The organism is Sphingopyxis sp. Q841 (assembly GCF_052384365.1).
Classification (GTDB): Bacteria; Pseudomonadota; Alphaproteobacteria; order Sphingomonadales; family Sphingomonadaceae; genus Sphingopyxis; species Sphingopyxis terrae_A.
In genome coordinates this window covers 567,791-584,489 of record NZ_JBQSUM010000001.1, presented here as the reverse complement: position 1 = coordinate 584,489, position 16,699 = coordinate 567,791, and the positions used below count along the sequence as shown (strand labels likewise).

The 16,699-nt window shown below is 64.7% G+C and carries 20 protein-coding genes and 1 tRNA gene; 13 read left to right on the top strand and 8 right to left on the bottom strand.

Translation table 11 applies throughout. From position 1 onward, the window contains the following. Positions 1-22: 22 nt before the first annotated feature. Positions 23-370 (bottom strand): response regulator, encoded by a 348-nt coding sequence (locus ACT17R_RS02940; protein ID WP_186402727.1) that lies wholly within the window; start codon positions 368-370, stop codon positions 23-25. A gap of 193 nt (positions 371-563) precedes the next feature. Here ACT17R_RS02940 and ACT17R_RS02935 point away from each other — a divergent pair, with 193 nt between their 5' ends. Next, positions 564-947, top strand: coding sequence for a hypothetical protein (locus ACT17R_RS02935; RefSeq protein WP_217373589.1), 384 nt, complete (start codon positions 564-566; stop codon positions 945-947). A 403-nt stretch (positions 948-1,350) separates the two neighbouring features. Here ACT17R_RS02935 and ACT17R_RS02930 read toward each other — a convergent pair whose 3' ends face one another. Continuing rightward, positions 1,351-1,485 (bottom strand): entericidin A/B family lipoprotein, encoded by a 135-nt coding sequence (locus tag ACT17R_RS02930; protein WP_086457012.1) that lies wholly within the window; start codon positions 1,483-1,485, stop codon positions 1,351-1,353. Between the two features lie 763 nt (positions 1,486-2,248). On the opposite strand from ACT17R_RS02930, the gene ACT17R_RS02925 reads away from it, so the two are divergent. From ACT17R_RS02925 to ACT17R_RS02915, 3 genes are all read left to right on the top strand, one after another. Next, on the top strand, positions 2,249-2,731 hold the full coding sequence (locus tag ACT17R_RS02925) for a MarR family winged helix-turn-helix transcriptional regulator (RefSeq protein WP_444808956.1): 483 nt from the start codon (positions 2,249-2,251) through the stop codon (positions 2,729-2,731). 32 nt (positions 2,732-2,763) lie between these two features. Continuing rightward, the gene (locus ACT17R_RS02920) at positions 2,764-3,165 is read left to right on the top strand and encodes a hypothetical protein (RefSeq protein WP_062900493.1); all 402 of its coding nucleotides are present in this window, start codon (positions 2,764-2,766) and stop codon (positions 3,163-3,165) included. 154 nt (positions 3,166-3,319) lie between these two features. Continuing rightward, a complete protein-coding gene (locus ACT17R_RS02915) occupies positions 3,320-3,910 on the top strand; it encodes a DUF305 domain-containing protein (protein ID WP_234178586.1) in 591 nt (196 codons plus the stop codon). A gap of 360 nt (positions 3,911-4,270) precedes the next feature. Here ACT17R_RS02915 and ACT17R_RS02910 read toward each other — a convergent pair whose 3' ends face one another. After that, positions 4,271-5,206 carry an SDR family oxidoreductase gene (locus ACT17R_RS02910; RefSeq protein ID WP_444808955.1) on the bottom strand — a complete coding sequence of 312 codons (936 nt, stop codon included), beginning with the start codon at positions 5,204-5,206 and terminating at the stop codon, positions 4,271-4,273. A 512-nt stretch (positions 5,207-5,718) separates the two neighbouring features. On the opposite strand from ACT17R_RS02910, the gene ACT17R_RS02905 reads away from it, so the two are divergent. The 3 genes from ACT17R_RS02905 (at position 5,719) to ACT17R_RS02895 (ending at position 10,083) form a co-directional block, all read left to right on the top strand. Continuing rightward, entirely contained in the window at positions 5,719-7,824 is a 2,106-nt protein-coding gene (locus ACT17R_RS02905) for a putative bifunctional diguanylate cyclase/phosphodiesterase (protein ID WP_444808954.1), read from the top strand. A gap of 269 nt (positions 7,825-8,093) precedes the next feature. Then, the gene (locus ACT17R_RS02900; RefSeq protein WP_254535684.1) at positions 8,094-8,693 is read left to right on the top strand and encodes an outer membrane protein; all 600 of its coding nucleotides are present in this window, start codon (positions 8,094-8,096) and stop codon (positions 8,691-8,693) included. A gap of 217 nt (positions 8,694-8,910) precedes the next feature. After that, positions 8,911-10,083 (top strand): hypothetical protein, encoded by a 1,173-nt coding sequence (locus tag ACT17R_RS02895; protein WP_186402733.1) that lies wholly within the window; start codon positions 8,911-8,913, stop codon positions 10,081-10,083. A gap of 128 nt (positions 10,084-10,211) precedes the next feature. Here ACT17R_RS02895 and ACT17R_RS02890 read toward each other — a convergent pair whose 3' ends face one another. Together ACT17R_RS02890 and ACT17R_RS02885 are read right to left on the bottom strand one after the other, a co-directional pair. Continuing rightward, positions 10,212-11,147, bottom strand: a complete 936-nt coding sequence (locus ACT17R_RS02890; RefSeq protein ID WP_234178588.1) for a cation diffusion facilitator family transporter — start codon at positions 11,145-11,147, stop codon at positions 10,212-10,214. A gap of 59 nt (positions 11,148-11,206) precedes the next feature. Beyond that, the gene (locus tag ACT17R_RS02885) at positions 11,207-11,491 is read right to left on the bottom strand and encodes a plasmid stabilization protein (protein ID WP_186402734.1); all 285 of its coding nucleotides are present in this window, start codon (positions 11,489-11,491) and stop codon (positions 11,207-11,209) included. A gap of 354 nt (positions 11,492-11,845) precedes the next feature. Between ACT17R_RS02885 and ACT17R_RS02880 the strand changes: the two genes are divergently transcribed. Continuing rightward, positions 11,846-12,016 carry a DUF1328 domain-containing protein gene (locus ACT17R_RS02880; RefSeq protein ID WP_082819779.1) on the top strand — a complete coding sequence of 57 codons (171 nt, stop codon included), beginning with the start codon at positions 11,846-11,848 and terminating at the stop codon, positions 12,014-12,016. 174 nt (positions 12,017-12,190) lie between these two features. After that, complete coding sequence (locus tag ACT17R_RS02875; RefSeq protein WP_217373556.1) at positions 12,191-12,499, top strand: hypothetical protein; 309 nt, start codon at positions 12,191-12,193, stop codon at positions 12,497-12,499. 5 nt (positions 12,500-12,504) lie between these two features. Here ACT17R_RS02875 and ACT17R_RS02870 read toward each other — a convergent pair whose 3' ends face one another. The 3 genes from ACT17R_RS02870 to ACT17R_RS02860 form a co-directional block, all read right to left on the bottom strand. After that, a complete protein-coding gene (locus tag ACT17R_RS02870; RefSeq protein ID WP_444808953.1) occupies positions 12,505-12,978 on the bottom strand; it encodes a hypothetical protein in 474 nt (157 codons plus the stop codon). A gap of 343 nt (positions 12,979-13,321) precedes the next feature. Continuing rightward, a tRNA-Thr gene (locus tag ACT17R_RS02865) sits at positions 13,322-13,397 on the bottom strand. Between the two features lie 20 nt (positions 13,398-13,417). Then, positions 13,418-14,290, bottom strand: a complete 873-nt coding sequence (locus tag ACT17R_RS02860; RefSeq protein ID WP_186402738.1) for a hypothetical protein — start codon at positions 14,288-14,290, stop codon at positions 13,418-13,420. A 62-nt stretch (positions 14,291-14,352) separates the two neighbouring features. Between ACT17R_RS02860 and ACT17R_RS02855 the strand changes: the two genes are divergently transcribed. Genes ACT17R_RS02855 through ACT17R_RS02840 form a run of 4 tightly spaced genes read left to right on the top strand, consistent with a single transcriptional unit; the run spans position 14,353 to position 16,649 of the window. Next, positions 14,353-14,931, top strand: coding sequence for a NifU family protein (locus ACT17R_RS02855; RefSeq protein ID WP_062900485.1), 579 nt, complete (start codon positions 14,353-14,355; stop codon positions 14,929-14,931). A gap of 29 nt (positions 14,932-14,960) precedes the next feature. After that, entirely contained in the window at positions 14,961-15,554 is a 594-nt protein-coding gene (locus ACT17R_RS02850; RefSeq protein ID WP_186402739.1) for a malonic semialdehyde reductase, read from the top strand. Next, positions 15,529-16,173, top strand: coding sequence for a tRNA (adenosine(37)-N6)-threonylcarbamoyltransferase complex dimerization subunit type 1 TsaB (gene tsaB, locus ACT17R_RS02845; protein WP_186402740.1), 645 nt, complete (start codon positions 15,529-15,531; stop codon positions 16,171-16,173). The genes ACT17R_RS02850 and tsaB overlap by 26 nt, the downstream gene beginning before the upstream one ends. Further along, positions 16,170-16,649 (top strand): GNAT family N-acetyltransferase, encoded by a 480-nt coding sequence (locus ACT17R_RS02840; protein WP_062900482.1) that lies wholly within the window; start codon positions 16,170-16,172, stop codon positions 16,647-16,649. The genes tsaB and ACT17R_RS02840 overlap by 4 nt, the downstream gene beginning before the upstream one ends. Positions 16,650-16,699 lie beyond the last annotated feature (50 nt).

The following is a 16,699-nucleotide window of genomic DNA, read 5'->3' as shown; positions in this document are numbered from 1 at the left end:
ACGGAGCCAGGCTGAAGTGCCGCTAGACGCCAATGCTGGCGAGGGCCGCCGCAAGCGCATCGAGGGTAAAAGGCTTGCGTACCACGGCTGCCTCTCCGAATCCGGACCGAGCAGCGCCGCCGTCGCCCGTCGCGACGACAAAGGGAATATCTGCCTCGCGGAGCGCCTTTCCCACCGCCTCGCTCGTCTCGCCATTGGCAAGATGAACGTCCAGGATCACCGCATCGAAATCGGGCGATGCCAAGCGCGCGAGAGCGCCGGCCAGACTACCTTCGCAGCCGGCAAGTTCGCAGCCGAGGGCGTCGAGGAAACCCTCGATCATCATCGCCACTAGCGGGTCGTCCTCGACGATCAATATCCTGCTTGTCATTTGAAGCCCATAGCAAGCTATCCCGCGCTCATGGGAAGCGACGAGAATGAGTCAAATTTGTCAGCGTTCCTCAGGAACTTGCGCGGCGCCTCGATGTTCCGCGCGGCAGGCAAAGAATTCGCGGTCGTGTCGCAGGCGAGGCGGCGGACGGGGCGGGGGGCTATTGAAAAAGGGGGAAGGCATCGCTTCGCTAGTGCCGCCGCACCATTGCGGCGAAGCTGCCGAGAATTTCCGCGCCCTCGTGCCCGGCGCCGTCGGTCCCCTCGCACTCGGCCGCCCGCGCGCAACACCCGCACCGGGCAAATGTTTCCTGCCGCAGCAAAAATATACCGCCTTCTGCAAAGGAAACTTTCTTCTGATTCAAGGGGTTGATCCGATGTCAAATCAATTGGAGGACAGCATGAGCATCGAAGGAAAGATCAAGGAAGCCGCCGGCTATGTGAAGGAAGAGCTGCATGAAAATGGTGACAGCCCCGAGGCCAAGCGCAAAGCGCAGGAAGGCCGCGACCTTCGCAATGAAGGCCGCATCGAAGATGGCAAGGCACCCAAGCTGGGCACGCCCGGCACCGAATCCTGAGCTCCCGCCATACCCCGTGGCAAACTGGGCCCGCCTCGGCGGGCCTTTTCTTGTGCGGGCAACGCGGTCAGACGCAGCGGCAAGGCGGCAGACGCACTGGCAGGAAGAGTATATCGCGCCGCAGATGAGCGGCAGCGAAAAGGGCGCTGTCGGCTAAGGAAGCCAAATAAGCGGCGCAAGGCAATATGGTGCGGCAGAACCGGGAACGGGCGGAGAGGCGACAATCAGGGGGACGGAAGGAAGGCGTGCATGCATGGGGACCCTCGGCGGTCGTATCCGCCGAAGGGTCGCCAGCGTCTCGGCGCGGCTGACGACAGAGCAACTTCACTCGAACGCGATCACGCTCCGTGCGTGGCAACCGACGCGGCCTCCGTTCGCGGCATTCGCAAAAGCGGCGTTAATCCTAGCAGTTGCCCTTGACGCCATCGGCGCAATCGCCGACCGATTCGATGTCTTTGCCCGCTCCTTCGACCGTGTTGCAGGCCGACAAGACCAGCAGCGATCCGCTGATCGCGAAAATTGTCAGCAGCTTCTTCATATCCTCTCTCCGGTGACAAGGCGTACCAGCGCCTCTGCCTGGCCTTACGAATTCGCGCGCTAATTGTTCCGCCGCTTCGGCGCGTGCCAGCCGGGGCGTTTGAATTCACCGCCGAACGGGCAATTTGGGGAGAGGCATCGGATCTGGCCGGTACCCTGTCGATCGCACCATTTTGTTTAGGCGGTGTATTCTGGCTTGCGGGAATGCTGGCGGAGCGAACGGCTGCCCGCATGTCGGCGGCACGATAAGCCAAGAAGGGCTTCGCGTTCGGCGAAGCCCTTCCGGCCCCCGTGGCAATATGGCTACGCCAGCTGGAGGCAGACTCACATCTGCTCCGGGTCGCGCGCAGCAGAATGGGAGGCGATGCTTAGCCGCAGCGATCGGCGGCCGACATAAAATAGATCAAGTTCGATCCGAAATGATGTTTGACGGCACTTCCTACGCTTGGGGCCGGGCCACCAGCGCGCCCGCACATGCGATCTCGCGGGCAGCGGTTGCGGCGCGCATCGGAAAAGTCCCGGCGACAAGATCGACGCGCGTCCCGCATCGTGGCTCGCTCCGCTGGTCGCATGCAGACCGGTGAACCTCGGCCTTGGCCGAGCCGACCGACAGAAATCAAACCTCTGCGCATTCGCCCGCTCGATGCCGCGCCGCCGCCGACCGACGCGGTTGGCGGAACGCTCGCCCTCCGGGCGTGGTCGCTGACCCGTGCCAAGTCGCAGCCTCGCCCTCTCCGCCCAATATAGTTGACTAGGAAACGTCATTGTGCGACCGGGCGGCGAAGGGAGCGGCCATGAGCGGTGTTTCTGAATTGACGGCGCATCTCGGATATCTGATGCGCAGCGTCTCGAACGCAGTGTCGCACGAGTTTGCGCGCAAGATCGCAGCCGAAGCTGTGACTGTCGCCGAATGGGTCATGCTGCGCTCGCTCTATGATGAGACCGAGATGGCGCCATCGGTACTTGCCACGAAGATGGGGATGACCAGAGGAGCGATCAGCAAGCTCGCCGAACGGCTCATTGCCAAGCGCCTTGTCGAGCGGCGCGAAAATCCCGTCGATAAAAGGGGCCACAGCCTCTCGCTCTCGCTGGCCGGTGCGCAGAAGGTGCATGCGATTGCTGCGCTTGCCGATCGCAATGATGCCGATTTTTTTGCGGTGATGAGCAATGCCGAACGCGCCGAGCTGCGCGCCCTTCTAGAGACGCTGATCGCCCGGAACGGCCTCTCGGCCGCTCCTGTCGACTGAGCGCAAAGATCTTCGAACGAAAGGAAGTGAACATGCACGCCGACCAGACCGCCACCGCCGAATATTGCCTAAACGCTGCTTACGACGGACGCGTGAGTTTCCCCGAGATTGTCGGCAAGCTCATCGACGCGGGTTTCGAAGGCTATGATGTCGACTATCGCCGGGCCATGCAGATATATTATCTCCCCGACGGCGACAGCGTCGAGCTCGCGATGCCATCCTGTTCAGAGGACGTTTCGGCCCGCTTCGATGACGCGCGCATCGCGGCGCTGGTGCGCTGGGCGCAGTCGGACGTGCCCCACTACAGCTATGCCGCGTTCAGTGCGCAGGCCAAGACGGCCGGCTGCGCCGGCTATCATGTCTCCTTCCTGGGCCGGCGCGTGGTCTATTACGGGCGCACCGCCGAGACGCATGTCGAGCTCTTCGATAGCTGATGCGGCGCCCACCGAAGGACGGCCCGCAAGCCGTCTCTGCCGGCCGGAGAGTCCGGATATTGTTCGAGCGTAAGGCGCCGCGCGTCGCAGGGCGCGGGAACCCCTGAGACGTCCGGCGCGCTTCTTCCTGCGGGGGCTCCGGAGGAGACGCAATATGAACCACAGTCTGCATGAAGCCGGCTCGAACAACGGCAACTACCTGCGCTTCATGGCGATGGTGGGGACCTCAACCGCGGTGATGTTCGGGCTCATGTATCTCAATAGCTATGCGCTCGATCATGTCCTGTGGAGCGAGACGCGTTTCTGGATGACCTTGGTGATGGGCGCCGCAATGGCGCTGATCATGCTGGGCTTCATGCGCGCAATGTACCGTAATTCGCAGAAGAATATGATCATAATCGGCGCCGCGGCGGCCGTATTCGCCGGCTCGCTCTTTCTCGTCCGCAGCCAGATAACCGTCGGTGACACCGACTATATGTCCGCGATGGTGCCGCACCATTCGATCGCCATTCTGACCAGCGAGCGGGCCCGCATCCACGATGCGCGCGTGCGCGCTCTTGCGAACGGGATCATACGGACCCAGCGCAAGGAAATCTCCGAGATGAGATGGCTGATCGCCGACATAGAGGCACACGGCATCGCGGCAACCCCCGAGGAAGCTCGGGCGCGGCCAGTGCCCGACTTCCAGGGGCACCTCAACGCGGGTGACTGGGATCCCTCACAGAGCAAGATGGTCGATCGCTGATCAAGGCGTCCATGGTGCAGCACCCCTCGGCTCACCGGCCCGGCGTGCGGGCCCGCCGGCTCGGGGAGCTTCATGGGCGTCGCGCGACGGTCTGCCTTGCAGTCCGAACGGGTGACCGAGCGACCGAGACCCATCCGTCCGTAAGAGGCTGCGTTAGGCGACGCAGCCCCTCCGCAGAGCGCGCACCGGCCTCGCCTTTTTGCGTGAGCCGCCTGGTCGCAGATGGCTCTACGCGCTGGATCAGCCATGGTTCGTCCGCTGTCCTGCGCGCACCGCCGCAGTGACGGGGGCTCGTGTAGATATTTTGAGTGAGGGGCGGGCAACTGCCACCTACGGCGGCGCTCGCCAGAGCGGGGTCGCTCATCCGTTGACGATGGTGCCGCCGTTCGGGTGAAGCACTTGGCCCGACATATAGCTGCTGTCCTCGCAGGCGAGGAACAGAAAACAGGGTGCGACCTCATTGGGCTCACCCGGTCGTTTCATCGGCGTGCTCTCGCCAAACGTCGCGACCTTTTCGGCGGGCGCGCCGCCGCGCGGGTTGAGCGGTGTCCAGATCGGCCCCGGTGCGACCGCGTTCACGCGAATGCCCTTGCCGACGAGATTTTCGCTCAGCGACCGGGTGAAGGCGGTGATCGCGCCTTTCGTCGCACTGTAGTCGAGCAGTCCGGCGCTTCCCTGGTACACGGTGACGCTGGTGCAGTTGACGATCGCCGAGCCCGCGCGCAGGTGCGGTAGTACCGCCTGAACAAGATAAAACATGCCGAATATATTGGTGGCGAAGGTCCGCTCGAGCTGTTCGACCGAAATGTCGCGGATGTCCTCGGCGGGATGCTGTTCGCCGGCATCGTTCACCAATATGTCAATGCGACCGAATTTGGCGATCGTCTCGTCCGCGATCTTCGCCGCGGCATCTTTCCGCCCGACATCGGCCTTGATGGTCAGGCAGGTTCGTCCCTCGGCCTCGACGATCCTGGCCGTCGCTTCGGCATCGCGCGTGTTCGATTTGTAGACGATGGCGATGTCGGCCCCTTCGCGCGCGAAGAGTGCGCAGACCGCGCGGCCGATGCCGCTGTCGCCGCCGGTCACAATCGCGACCTTCCCGGCAAGGCGATCAGAACCCCGATAGCGCGGCTCCCACTCGGGTTTGCGCGCCAGCGTCGCTTCGCTATCGACCAGCGGCGCGGCGATCGACTTGCTGTCGCCCACTTGCTTGCGCAGCTTGGCTGCCGCGATCTGCTTTCCGCGCTTCTCCTTGCTGTTTTCACCGACCTTTCCGGCTTTGGCTTTGCGGGTCATTCTGCTTTCCTCTTCTGCCCCCGCTCCGAAGCACGAACCATCCAAAGCGAAGGATGGTTGCGCATGTTCGTCGGCGCGGCTTCGTGTTCGGCCAAGCCTGCCTCATCATTTTCCATGTCGCGGCGGTTGAGCGGAGAGGTGCCTGGCCGCAGGGTCCTCCGCGAGACGGGTTCCCGCCAGCGGCCTTGCTTGCTGTATCGGTCGCCAGATCAAAGATTAGAGGCTTGGCGGGCCAAAATTGCACCCGCGCGATCCGCGCCGCGCCATTGCGCGGCGCGCCCGCCGCCATCCGCGGGCCGCTGGCGGGAAAATTGAGACCAAAATGGTTGCGATCGCGCTGGCTTTACCAATGTAATATTGACCTATTGGGGGTCTGATTAACGCCGATTTGACCAAAGCATGGCTTATCATGCGGGGAGAGGAGGCCGGCCTTGCGATGTCCCGAACGAAGCACTGACGAAGTCGGACGGCTCGCAGCGCTCGCAGAATATGGGATAGACCCCGCACTCGGCTTGCCCGGCCTGCAGCCGATCGTCGAAATGGCGGCGCGCACCTTCGATTGTCCCGCGGCTGCCGTCAACATGATCGGCGATGACCATGTCTTTTTCGCCGCAAGCGAGGGCGTTGGGGCATGCGACATGTCGCGCGATGCGAGCTTCTGCGCGCATGCGATCAATGCCCAGGATATTCTCGTCGTCGAGGATGCGACGCTCGATCCGCGCTTTCACGACAATCCGCTCGTCGCTGACGGGCTCATCCGCTTCTACGCCGGGGCCGCGCTCAGATCGCCGTCCGGCCATGCGCTTGGCGCGCTGTGCGTGCTCGATCCGGCGCCGCGCGCCGGCCTGTCGCCCGGGGACCGGGCGCGATTGCGCGCGCTCGCCGATCTCGTGTCGGACAAGCTCGAGCTTCGCCGGCTCGGCGTTCAGGCGGCAACCCGGCCCAATCGTTTTGCCGCGAGCGCCGCGACGTCACCCAATGCGGTCATCTGCTTCGATGCCGGAGCGCGCGTAACCGCCTGGAATGCGGCAGCGAGCATGATGTTCGGTCACGATGCCGCGGCGATGATCGGCGAGCCGATCGACAGCATCATCGATCCGCGCGATCATCCGCTCGTCCACGCCGCGATCGCGCGCGTCCGCGGAGGGGGCACGCCGGTTACCGAGGCGACACCGCTCACGGGAGTGAGGGCCGATGGCACCCGCTTTCCGGGCGAGATTCACTGGTCGCACTGGTTCGAGAATGGTGTCATCCATTTCGGCACGATCGTGCGGGACATGACCGAAGCGCAGGCCGAGCATGACGCGCTCTACCGATTGGCGAATTATGACGCGCTCACTGGCCTGCCCAATCGCAATCTCCTGCGCGCGCGCCTGGCAGAAGCCGCCGTCGCCGGCGCGCCGCACGCGCTCCTTGTCGCTGATCTCGCGGGCTTCGGAGACGTCAACAACGCGCTCGGTCAGGCAGCGGGCGATGCGGTGCTCGGCGAAATCGGGACGCGGCTGGGCACGCTGGTTACGGGATCCGATATGGCGGCGCGTTGCGGCGGCGCTGCCTTTGCGCTGCTTGTCGCGGCGGACGCGCTTCTGGCGATCGATGCCCTGGCAGAGGCCATGATTGCAGCGATCGCCGCTCCTATCCATATTGATGGCGTCGAACATCGTTTGTCGGGCCATGTCGGGATCGCGCTCGCGCCCGATCATGGCGGTGAGGCCGACGCGCTGATCGGCAGCGCCGAACTGGCGCTGTTCCAGGCTCGCCAGCTCGGGCCAGGGTCGCGTTATGTCTATGTGCCCGCGCTGCGCGCCGAAGCGGTCGCACGGCGCATGTATGACGCCGAATTGCACCGGGCCTTCGAAGCCGGCGAATTCTGTCTATTCTATCAACCGCAGTTCTGCCTCGCCGATGGTGCGCTCACCGGGGCCGAAGCCCTTATCCGGTGGAAACATCCCGAGCGCGGACTGCTCGAGCCCGCCGCGTTCCTTGCCGCGCTCGAAGCCGGGCCGCTCGCCGCGCCGGTCGCGCGCTGGGTCGTCGAGGAGGCCAGCGTCTGCGCAGCTTTCTGGCGCGCTCGCGCACCCGATTTCCGGATGGGCATCAATCTCTCGGCGGCGCTGTTTCGCGCCGGCGATCTGCCGCAGCTGGTGCGCGGCGTCTGCGCGCGCCGCGGCCTGGCGCCCAGTGCACTGGAACTCGAGATCACCGAGAATATCCTGATCGAGGGCGAAGCACCGATCGTCGAACAGCTCGGTGCACTGCGCGATCAGGGCGTGCACCTCGCATTCGACGACTTTGGCACCGGCTTTGCGTCGCTCAACCTGCTCCGCACGCTGCCCGTCACCCACATCAAGATCGACAAGAGCTTCACCCGGATGGTGCGTAGTGCACCGCGCGAGCGCATCATCGTCACCACGCTGATCGACATGGCGCGCCGTCTCGGCATTTCTGTAATCGCCGAAGGCGTCGAAACGGCCGAGGATGCAGCCTTCTTGCGCGAGCAGGGATGCGAGGAGGGGCAGGGTTACTGGTTCGGCCCCCCGGTCCCGCCCGCATTGTTCGAGGAGCTTTATTTTGCAAACGCGGGGACACTGCGCGAAATCGGCGGCTCCGCGGGCTGACGTTGCGTCGCCCTAGGACAATGACGCAGATCCACTGCAGACGGGCGGTCTAGCCCGAATAGTGCGATGCTCATCCGATCGGATCGACAGTGCATGTGGTGTCGGCGATCCCGCGACGTGCGCCAGAGACATTGCGCGCAATTGTGGCGCAACGGCAACAAGCAAAATTTATCGACAATTATATCCGAAGTGAGTTTGACTTAGCTCGTTGCGCCTTTTCTTCCGGGCGCGAGCCAAGCGCTCGTCAACAGGAGGAAAAATTGAGAAAGATGATGACGGCGGCATTTGCCGCAACGCTTTTCGCGGTTCCCGCGCACGCGCAGGACAGCAGCGGTCTGGCGGGTTTCAAGCTCGGCGCCATTGCAGGCTATGACAGCGTGAAGCTCGAACTCGACGGCGACAGCGGCTCGAAAGGCGGCTTCGCTTATGGCCTGACCGCCGGCTATGATGTCGATCTGGGTGGAGCGATCCTCGGAATCGAAACCGAGATCTCCGACTCGACCGCCGAGGAAAGCGTCTCCGACGTCGTTGTCCCGGGGGACCGGGCATCGCTCGTGACCGGCCGTGACCTCTATGTCGGCGCGCGGATCGGCTTTGCGGCCAGCGACAATGTCCTGCTTTTTGCCAAGGGCGGCTACACCAATGCCCGGGTGAAGCTCAAATATAATGACGGCACGAGCAGCCTCACCGAGGGCGACAATCTGGACGGCTATCGCCTTGGCGGCGGAGCAGAATATGTATCGGGTCCGATTTTCGGGCGGCTGGAATATCGCTATTCCGATTATGGCGAATATAGCTATGCCGGTGTCGGCACCGGGCTCAAGGCGTCGCGCCATCAGGTCGTGTTCGCTGGGGGCTATCGCTTCTAGTCGAGCCAGAGGGGGGAGGGGCGCCAGCCGGCTGCCCTTTCCATCCCGCTGACGGTACGCCCGGCTGTCCAGCGGGACCCGCGGCCGGGCAGGCAAGGGGTTCTGCTCCGCAGGATAGGCAATCCGCGTGCGGTCCTGGCCTGGGATGATCTTCGCTACGCTCTTGACTTCGGGGCCTTTTGCTCGAAGCTGAATTTGAAGGTTGAAGGGGGCGGGCATGGACAAAGCGGTATCGGCTCTTGCGGGGCGGCGCGCACCGTCGATCGATATGCGGACATCTAAGGTCGCTGGCGCCCCGACGAGTTGCACATTGCTACGGCGCGTCATCGGCGCGCTTGCCTCGCGCAGATTTTTGCTGGCCGGGATCGCTACGGCAATTTCGGCGGCCGCGCCTTCGCTGGCCGCTCCGCCGCCACCCTCCGGGCAAAGTCAGGTCGATCGCGATGCCGATCTGGCGCGGTCGGCGCGGAAGGCCCTTGACGGAGGCCGCGCGCGCGAAGCCGCCGACATGCTCGAAACGCTCGTCGCGCCGCGTCATCATATGCTCGCCATCCTGCCCGCGTGGCATCTCGATCTTGGCCGTGCCTATGCTGCGCTCGGCGCGCCCGACGCCGCGCAGGGCCAGTATCGGCTAGCCTTGGCCGCGGCCGGTGAAGCCGGGGAGGCCGAAACCGAGGCGGAACTCGCCGACCTCGTTGCGCGGTCGGGACAAGCCAATCCCGTGCCCGACACGCTTGGGCCCGACGGCGCCAAATATTTCGATCTGCGCTGGGTCGATCGCGGGGGCGGGCAGATCGACTATGCCGGGGCCTTTCTCCTGCCTGCCGATGGCCCGCGCGGCGAAGCCTTCATGCTGGCGACCTATCGCGCCGACTGTGCTGCCTTGCAGGTCCAGATGCTCGCCGGCAGCGAATTCTCCGCGGGTGGCAAGCGGCTGCGCAAATTCGGGCGCGCCGAGCTTGCCTCGCCATCCAATGATCTCGCGCGGCACGCCGCGCAGATGATGTGCCGCCGTGATCCCGCGCTGGCGGTGCGCCGCACGCCCGATATCGACGGGCTGGCTTTGCTTGCGCGCTACCGCGCTCATCGTGAGATGCGCGCCGCTGTCGCCGCGCGGACAGAAGCCGGCTCCGGGCTCGACGCGGCGGCGTGCCGGGCGCATGTCGAACTGTTCATCGAGAAGATCGCGGCCGAAGGCCCGGTTTCCGGCCCGAGCTGGCAGATACGCGACTGGTGGGATGTCGCGGTCGAGACCGTCCCTGCGGACCAGATGGCGGGCGCGAAACTTGCCGCCGAACAACTCGCCCGGACCGATCCCGTTGCGGCGAACGCGGCGCAAAAGGCCTGCGTCCGCAAAGCGATCGACAGCGGGGAAATCGCGGGACTCTAGCCGCGCCGACGCAGCTCCCATCTGCGGAATTGCGGGACCAGCAGATGCCGCCGGTCGGGCGAGTTTGCCCATATGCGATAGCCGTCGTACCACCCGGCGCGTATGATCTCCCGGTTCGGGCACAGGCGTCAGGGGTGCGCGGGCGTCTTGCACGCGCGTCCCGTCGTTTCGAGCTGTAGCGTCGCGTGCGTAATGCCGAATTGCTCTTGCAATGTTTCCGCCACTTCCCGCCGGACCCTGCCGTGCCCATCAGGCGTCGCGGTAACGATATGCGCGGTGAAATTCATGTCGTTCCCGGCGACCGACCAGAGATGAAGTTCATGGACCGCGACCACTCCCCCGCAAGCCAGGATTTGCGCGCGGACAGTGTCGAGGTCGACGCTGCGCGGCACGCCCTGTAGCAGGATATTGGCGGCATCGCGCAGCAATATCCAGGTGCGCGGAACTACCCAGAGCCCGATTGCAATCGCGACCAGAGGGTCGACCCAGCGCCAGCCGGTCAGCCAGATGAGGCCGGCCGCGCCGATCACGCCGAGCGATCCCAGCATGTCGGCCCAGACCTCGAGATAGGCGCCCTTGACATTGAGGCTGTCCCGCGTGCCGTGCGCGAGGACGCGCATGGCGACGAGATTGACCGCGAGCCCGACGGCCGCGACGGCGAGCATGCCGATCGAGCCGACATCCTCGGGCGCGAAAAGGCGCCTTGCCCCCGCAACGAGCACATAGGCGGCGATGGCAAGCAGAAGCAACGCATTGAAGGCTGCCGCGAGGATCTCGACGCGGCGATAACCATAGGTGCGGCGGGCATCCGCGGGCTTTCGCCCGATCCGGACGGCAACCAGCGCGAGCGCCAGCGCTGCTGTATCGGTGAACATGTGCGCAGCGTCGGATAAGAGCGCGAGGCTGTTGAAAAGCCAGGCTCCGGCGAGTTCAGCGATCAGAAACAGCGCAGTCAGCGCCAAAGCGATCGCGAGGCTTCGCGAACTAGCACCCGCCGCATGATCATGCGCGCCATGCGTGTGGCCATCTTCTTTCGTTGCTGGCTGGATCATGAACAAACTCACTTTGCGGACATGGGATCAACGTCCGCAAGGCCGCAATCGCTCCATCCTTATCCGCCTCCTCATCCGTTCCCGTAGCGGCGCCGGATTTCCCATCCGTTCTTTGCTGCGTGAGAGCGCTTCTCAGGGCTTTCACCGGAACTGCCCTTGCGCGAGGATTCATGGGTGTCGGAATGGCCGCGGCCCGACCCCGACATGTCGCCGCCCCCCGATTCCTTGTTGACCGTCGCCCAAGCCCGGCGCTCGGCCTCCTCATTGCTCACCCCGCGCTCTTCATGGCCCTTCTCGATATGCTCGGCTCTGCGTTTCTGCTTGTCGGTGTAGCTTGATTTGTCGGTGCGGGGCATCGAACCTTTCTGCTTGCCGTCCTGGCCGGGATTCTGGCCGGGGGTTCTGGTTCGGCTGACTGCCGCCCTGCTGATTATTCTGCGCCATGATGGCCTCTTCTTCTCAGATCGCCCTCGGGGGCGGGCGCGCATGGGAGACGCACGGCCGCGGCCATTGCCCCCTGAAAGATCACTTGAAAACATCGACTTAACCTATGTTATGAAAGGAAATTCAGAGCATTGGAGCCGGAACCAACGCGGTTCGGCAGCGTTTGGTGAGCATCCACTAAGGATAGACCGAACGGCGCGTCTTGCCGCTCCTACGCCTAAACGCGGGGAGGCGGACCGGCGCGGCCGGAACGCGGGAGACATTTCATGTTCAAATGGGCCATTATCTTCGCCGTCGTCGCGCTGATCGCCGCGCTTCTCGGCTTTGGCGGCATTGCCGGTCTATCGGCCGGCTTTGCGAAAATTCTGCTCGTCATCGGCGTCGTGCTTTTCGTCCTCGCCTTTCTGTTCGGGCGCGGTCGCCGCACGTTGCCCTGATCGACGCGGGCGTTGGTTCGGGAAGGGTGGACGATCTTTCGTCCGCTTTTTCTGACGGGTGCCGGCGGCCCACGACCCTTCGGCCGCCGGTCACCTAAGCTCATGTTCGGGCCGACGGCTGCGCCGAGGAAGGAAGGGCGGCAGCACGTGCCAGAGCGATCTTTTCACCACCCCGTGACGCCCGACGGCCGTTATTTCGTGGTCCGCGGTCGTCTTTGGCGGATGTCCAATCCCAACTTGTCGGAAAAAGAGCGCACGCGTCTTGTCTCCGACCTCATGGCGGCGCGGCGGGCGGTGCGCATGGCGCGCGAGGAGAAGAACGCCGCCGCCATGCGGCGGTCGAGGGCCGCGGTCGATCGCGCGAAGCGGGGGCTCGGCGAGCGCGGACCGGGGTGGTGGTCGGATGGCGCCCCCGATCTCAATCGCCGCATGGCGGTAAATACAGATTATGCCGATTGGTTTCGGGCGCTAGGGTCCGAATGACGCCGTCAGGATTTCGCGGTTGTCAACGAGGCGGTCGAACCCCTGTCGATCGTCAGCCATACACTACCCAGTCCAGCCGCCGGAACCACCTTCATGCGATCAGGCGCGATGCCGCGGTCGCCGAGCATATGCGCCAGCGCCCGCGCCTGCCCAGCGTCACCGGCAATTTCCATCGAAGCCGCGGGCGCCGCGCGCAGGATGTTGGAAAGGTCGGCCGCCTGCCCGATGCCTGCGCGCGTCAGGATCGGCCGATCCTCGGCGAAGCCACCAAATGCAAACTCGCCCTTCTGCCCGTCGCGCGACGCCAGCCACTCGGCGATGTTGCGCGAAAGCGAGCCCTTGGCGGCGGCGAGCGTCGAACCGTCGGGAAGAGTCACGACATTGTTAAGCGGGCCAGCCGGCGGCGCCGCCTCCACATCACTCGCGCCGCAGGATTGCAGCGAAAGCGTCGCGGCGGCGATCGACAGGGCCGACGTCATCACAAGCAGCAACCGCACCATGGTCTTCCTTTCCAATTCTCTTTGCCTAACGCGCGCGGGCGCCAGACGTTGCCCTGATATTGCGGAGCGTGCGAGGCTTCACCCCGTCCCTTATCGGGGCATCAGGCGAGGTCGCGCATGCGGAATTCGCGGTCCCAATGGCGGCGCGTGTCAACCTCGACCTCTGTGGTGACGGGTGCCGGTGAGACGAGCCGGAAATGCAGTAGCTGGGTGCCCTGCGATGGGGTGGAGCAAACGGAGACAATCTGGGGGGGCGATAACCACGGTGATAGCAGAAAAACTGCCGAAAATTGGCAAAAACTGCAGATTTCAGCGCTTTAGATGGTGCCGGCTGTCAGACTCGAACTGACGACCTACCGCTTACAAGGCGGTTGCTCTACCAACTGAGCTAAGCCGGCGCGCGTTCGCGCCCCTTGCGTCAAATTATGCCAAAGGTCCAGCCCTCCGTGCGCGCGATCGTCGGGGTGAGCGGTGCGGGAGACCAGGGCGCGGTATCGGCGGCGATCGCGCGAAGCCACGCGGAGCTGAGCAGCGCGTCGCTTGCATGGTCGCTGACCGGGCCCGCAAGCCCCGCCGGCGGCGAGCCGAGCGCCGCGAGCGCGGTGTCGAGCGCGGCGCCGTCGCGGATCTTGCTGCGTCCGGCGGGCACGCCCGCGGCGCGCGCGGCAAGCGCGGTGTAGATTTCGACGAGCAGCGGGCCGCGCGGGGGCGCCGGATCGAGCGGCCAGAGTGGGAGAGCGCCGCCGAGATGGTGGAGTAGCCGCATCCCCGACAGGCTTGCCTTGCCGACCTGCGCCGCACCGACGAGGTTGAAATTGCTCACACTCGCCGCCTGGCGCGTCGCGCGCTGATGCTGTTCGACGATACGCAGCCGGCCCGTACCGCCCTCGAACAAGTCGCCGACATCGCCCTTTGCATGGCGGAAATGGCGGCGGGCTTCCACATTGTTCAGAAAGCCATGCGCCTCGAAATGCGGATCGTCCGCTGCATGGCGCGCGACGAGCGCCCACAGCGCGCGCATATCGGGCGGACTGTCGGACCATTTGGGGAAATAGGCGTGGCGGTCGGCAAAGGCGAATGCGGCCGAAAAATCGAAGCCGATCAGAATGTCGGTGCCTTGAGCGGCAACGTCGCAGAGCCAGTCGAATATCTCCGCGCGCGACCAGACATGCCCCGGCCGGACAAGCGCGGGCGCCGCCCCGCCGCTCGCCACGGCGAGTGCAATGCCACGCTGGCGCGCGCCGCGGGCGCCCGACCAGTCGATGGCGGCAAAATGGGTGAAACGGCGCATATTTGGCGTGTAGCGCGGCGCGGCGGCTTGCACAAAGGGCCGCGCGGTCCCAAATGCGACCCATGCTGATCGAAACCGAACCGACTCCGAACCCCGCGACGCTCAAATTCCTGCCCGGCCGTCCGGTCATGGAAACGGGAACCCGCGACTTTGCCAGCCCCGAAGAGGCTGAAGCCTCGCCCCTGGCGCAGGCATTGTTCACGCTCGGCGACGTAAGCGGCGTCTTCTTCGGGCGTGACTTCGTGTCGGTGACGATCGCGCCCGGCGCCGAATGGTCGATGGCGAAGCCCGATGTGCTGGGCATCATCATGGATCATTTCCTGGGCGATATGCCGCTGTTCAACCCGGCGAGTGCTGCGGGGATCAGCGTTCCGGGCGACGCGGAGGACGGCTTTGCCGATGACCCGGCCGATGCCGACATCATCGACCAGATCAAGGAATTGATCGAAACGCGCGTCCGCCCGGCGGTCGCTAACGACGGCGGCGACATCGTCTATCGCGGGTTCGACAAGGGCAATGTCTATCTGAAGATGCAGGGCGCCTGCGCCGGCTGTCCCTCGTCGACTGCGACGCTCAAGAACGGAATCGAGTCGCTGCTCAAACATTATGTTCCCGAAGTCACCGCCGTCCACGCGGTCTGATCTGATCCCAGCCACAGGAGTATGTCCCGATGAGCGAGCCGCTTTCCGACAGCGCCCTCGACCAGCTTTTCCGCACCGCGCGTACCTATAACGGCTATCTCGACAAGCCGGTGTCGGACGCGCAGCTTCGCGCGATCTGGGATCTGATGAAATTCGGCCCGACGAGCGCGAACAGTCTGCCGGCGCGCATTGTCTGGTGCGTTTCGAACGCCGCCAAGGAAAAGCTCGCCGCGCTGTCGATGCCCGCGAACGCCGAAAAGATATTGAAGGCGCCGGTCACTGCGATCATCGCGATGGACAATGAATTCTACGAACATCTGCCCGAACTGTTTCCGCACACCGACGCGCGGAGCTGGTTTGCTGGCAATGCGCCGCACGCGGCGACAACCGCGTTCCGCAACTCCAGTCTGCAGGGGGGCTATTTCATCCTGGCCGCGCGGGCGCTCGGGCTCGATACCGGACCGATGTCGGGGTTCAACAATGACGCTGTCGACGCCGCATTTTTCGCCGATACGCCGAATGTGAAGAGCAATTTCATCTCGACGCTGGGCTATGGCGATCCGGCGAGCATCTTCGAGCGCAGCCCGCGGCCGGACTTTGACCGCTTCAACCGCATCGCCTGACGCGCTCCGGCTCGTCATCGATTGTGCCAGCGAGGCCTGCACGGTCGCGCTGATCGATGGCGCGCGCACCGTCGATGCGCGGCACGAGGTGATCGGGCGCGGACATGCCGAACGGTTGATCCCCCTGATCGCCGAACTGCAAGGCGGTGGACGAGCGGCCGGGATATTGGTGGGCTGCGGGCCCGGCAGCTTTGCCGGCGTTCGCATCGGCGTCGCAGCGGCGCGCGCGCTGGGACTGGCCTGGGGCGTCCCGGTCCGGGGCTTTTCGACCCCCGCCCTCGTCGCCGCGGCGGCGGCCGCGCCGATTGCGGCGGCAGGCGGCGCGCTCGTCGTCATGGAGGGCGGGCACGGCCAATGGTTCGTCCAGCCCTTCGGCGCCAAGCTGACGCCGCGCGGGCCAGTTCAATCGCTGCTACCCGAAGTCGCCGTAGAGAACGCGGATGGCTTGATAGTCGGGAACCGCGCCGACGTTTTCGTCGCGCGCCGCGGCTTCGGCGAAGCGCTCGTTATGCTGCCCGACGCGCGTGCGCTCCCTGCGCTGCCGGCGGAAGCCCTGTTCGATCACCCCCGTCCCATTTACGGGCGGGCGCCCGACGCAAAACCGATGGCGACGCCATGAGCGAGGCAGTGCGGATCGCCACCGCGCGCGTCGCAGACCTGAACGCGGCGATGCGGATCATGGATGCGGCGTTCGAACCCGCCTATGGCGAAGCGTGGAGTGCAGGTCAGTTGCTGACGCTGTTCGCGCTACCTTCGGCGCGCATCTGTCTGGCATGGGTCGGGGAGCGGGCGTGCGGCTTTTATGCGGCGCGGATCGCCGGTCCCGAAAGCGAATTGCTCCTGCTCGCCGTCGACCCGGCCTTTCGCGGCCGCGGCGTCGCAAAAAAACTCATGACCGACTGGCAGAATTGGGCATCGGGCGAAGGCGCCGAAGACTATTTCCTTGAAATGCGGGCCGACAATGACGCTATTCATCTTTACCGGGCGTCGGGTTTTACGGAGTGCGGACGGCGCCCTGCTTATTATCGCGGGCGCGATGGCGTAATGCGCGATGCGATTACGATGCGGCGCCCAGTCAAGGACGCTGATCATTAGCAATTGAGGCATTGCGAAATTCCCACCAAAATGGCATGAATTTCCTCGGG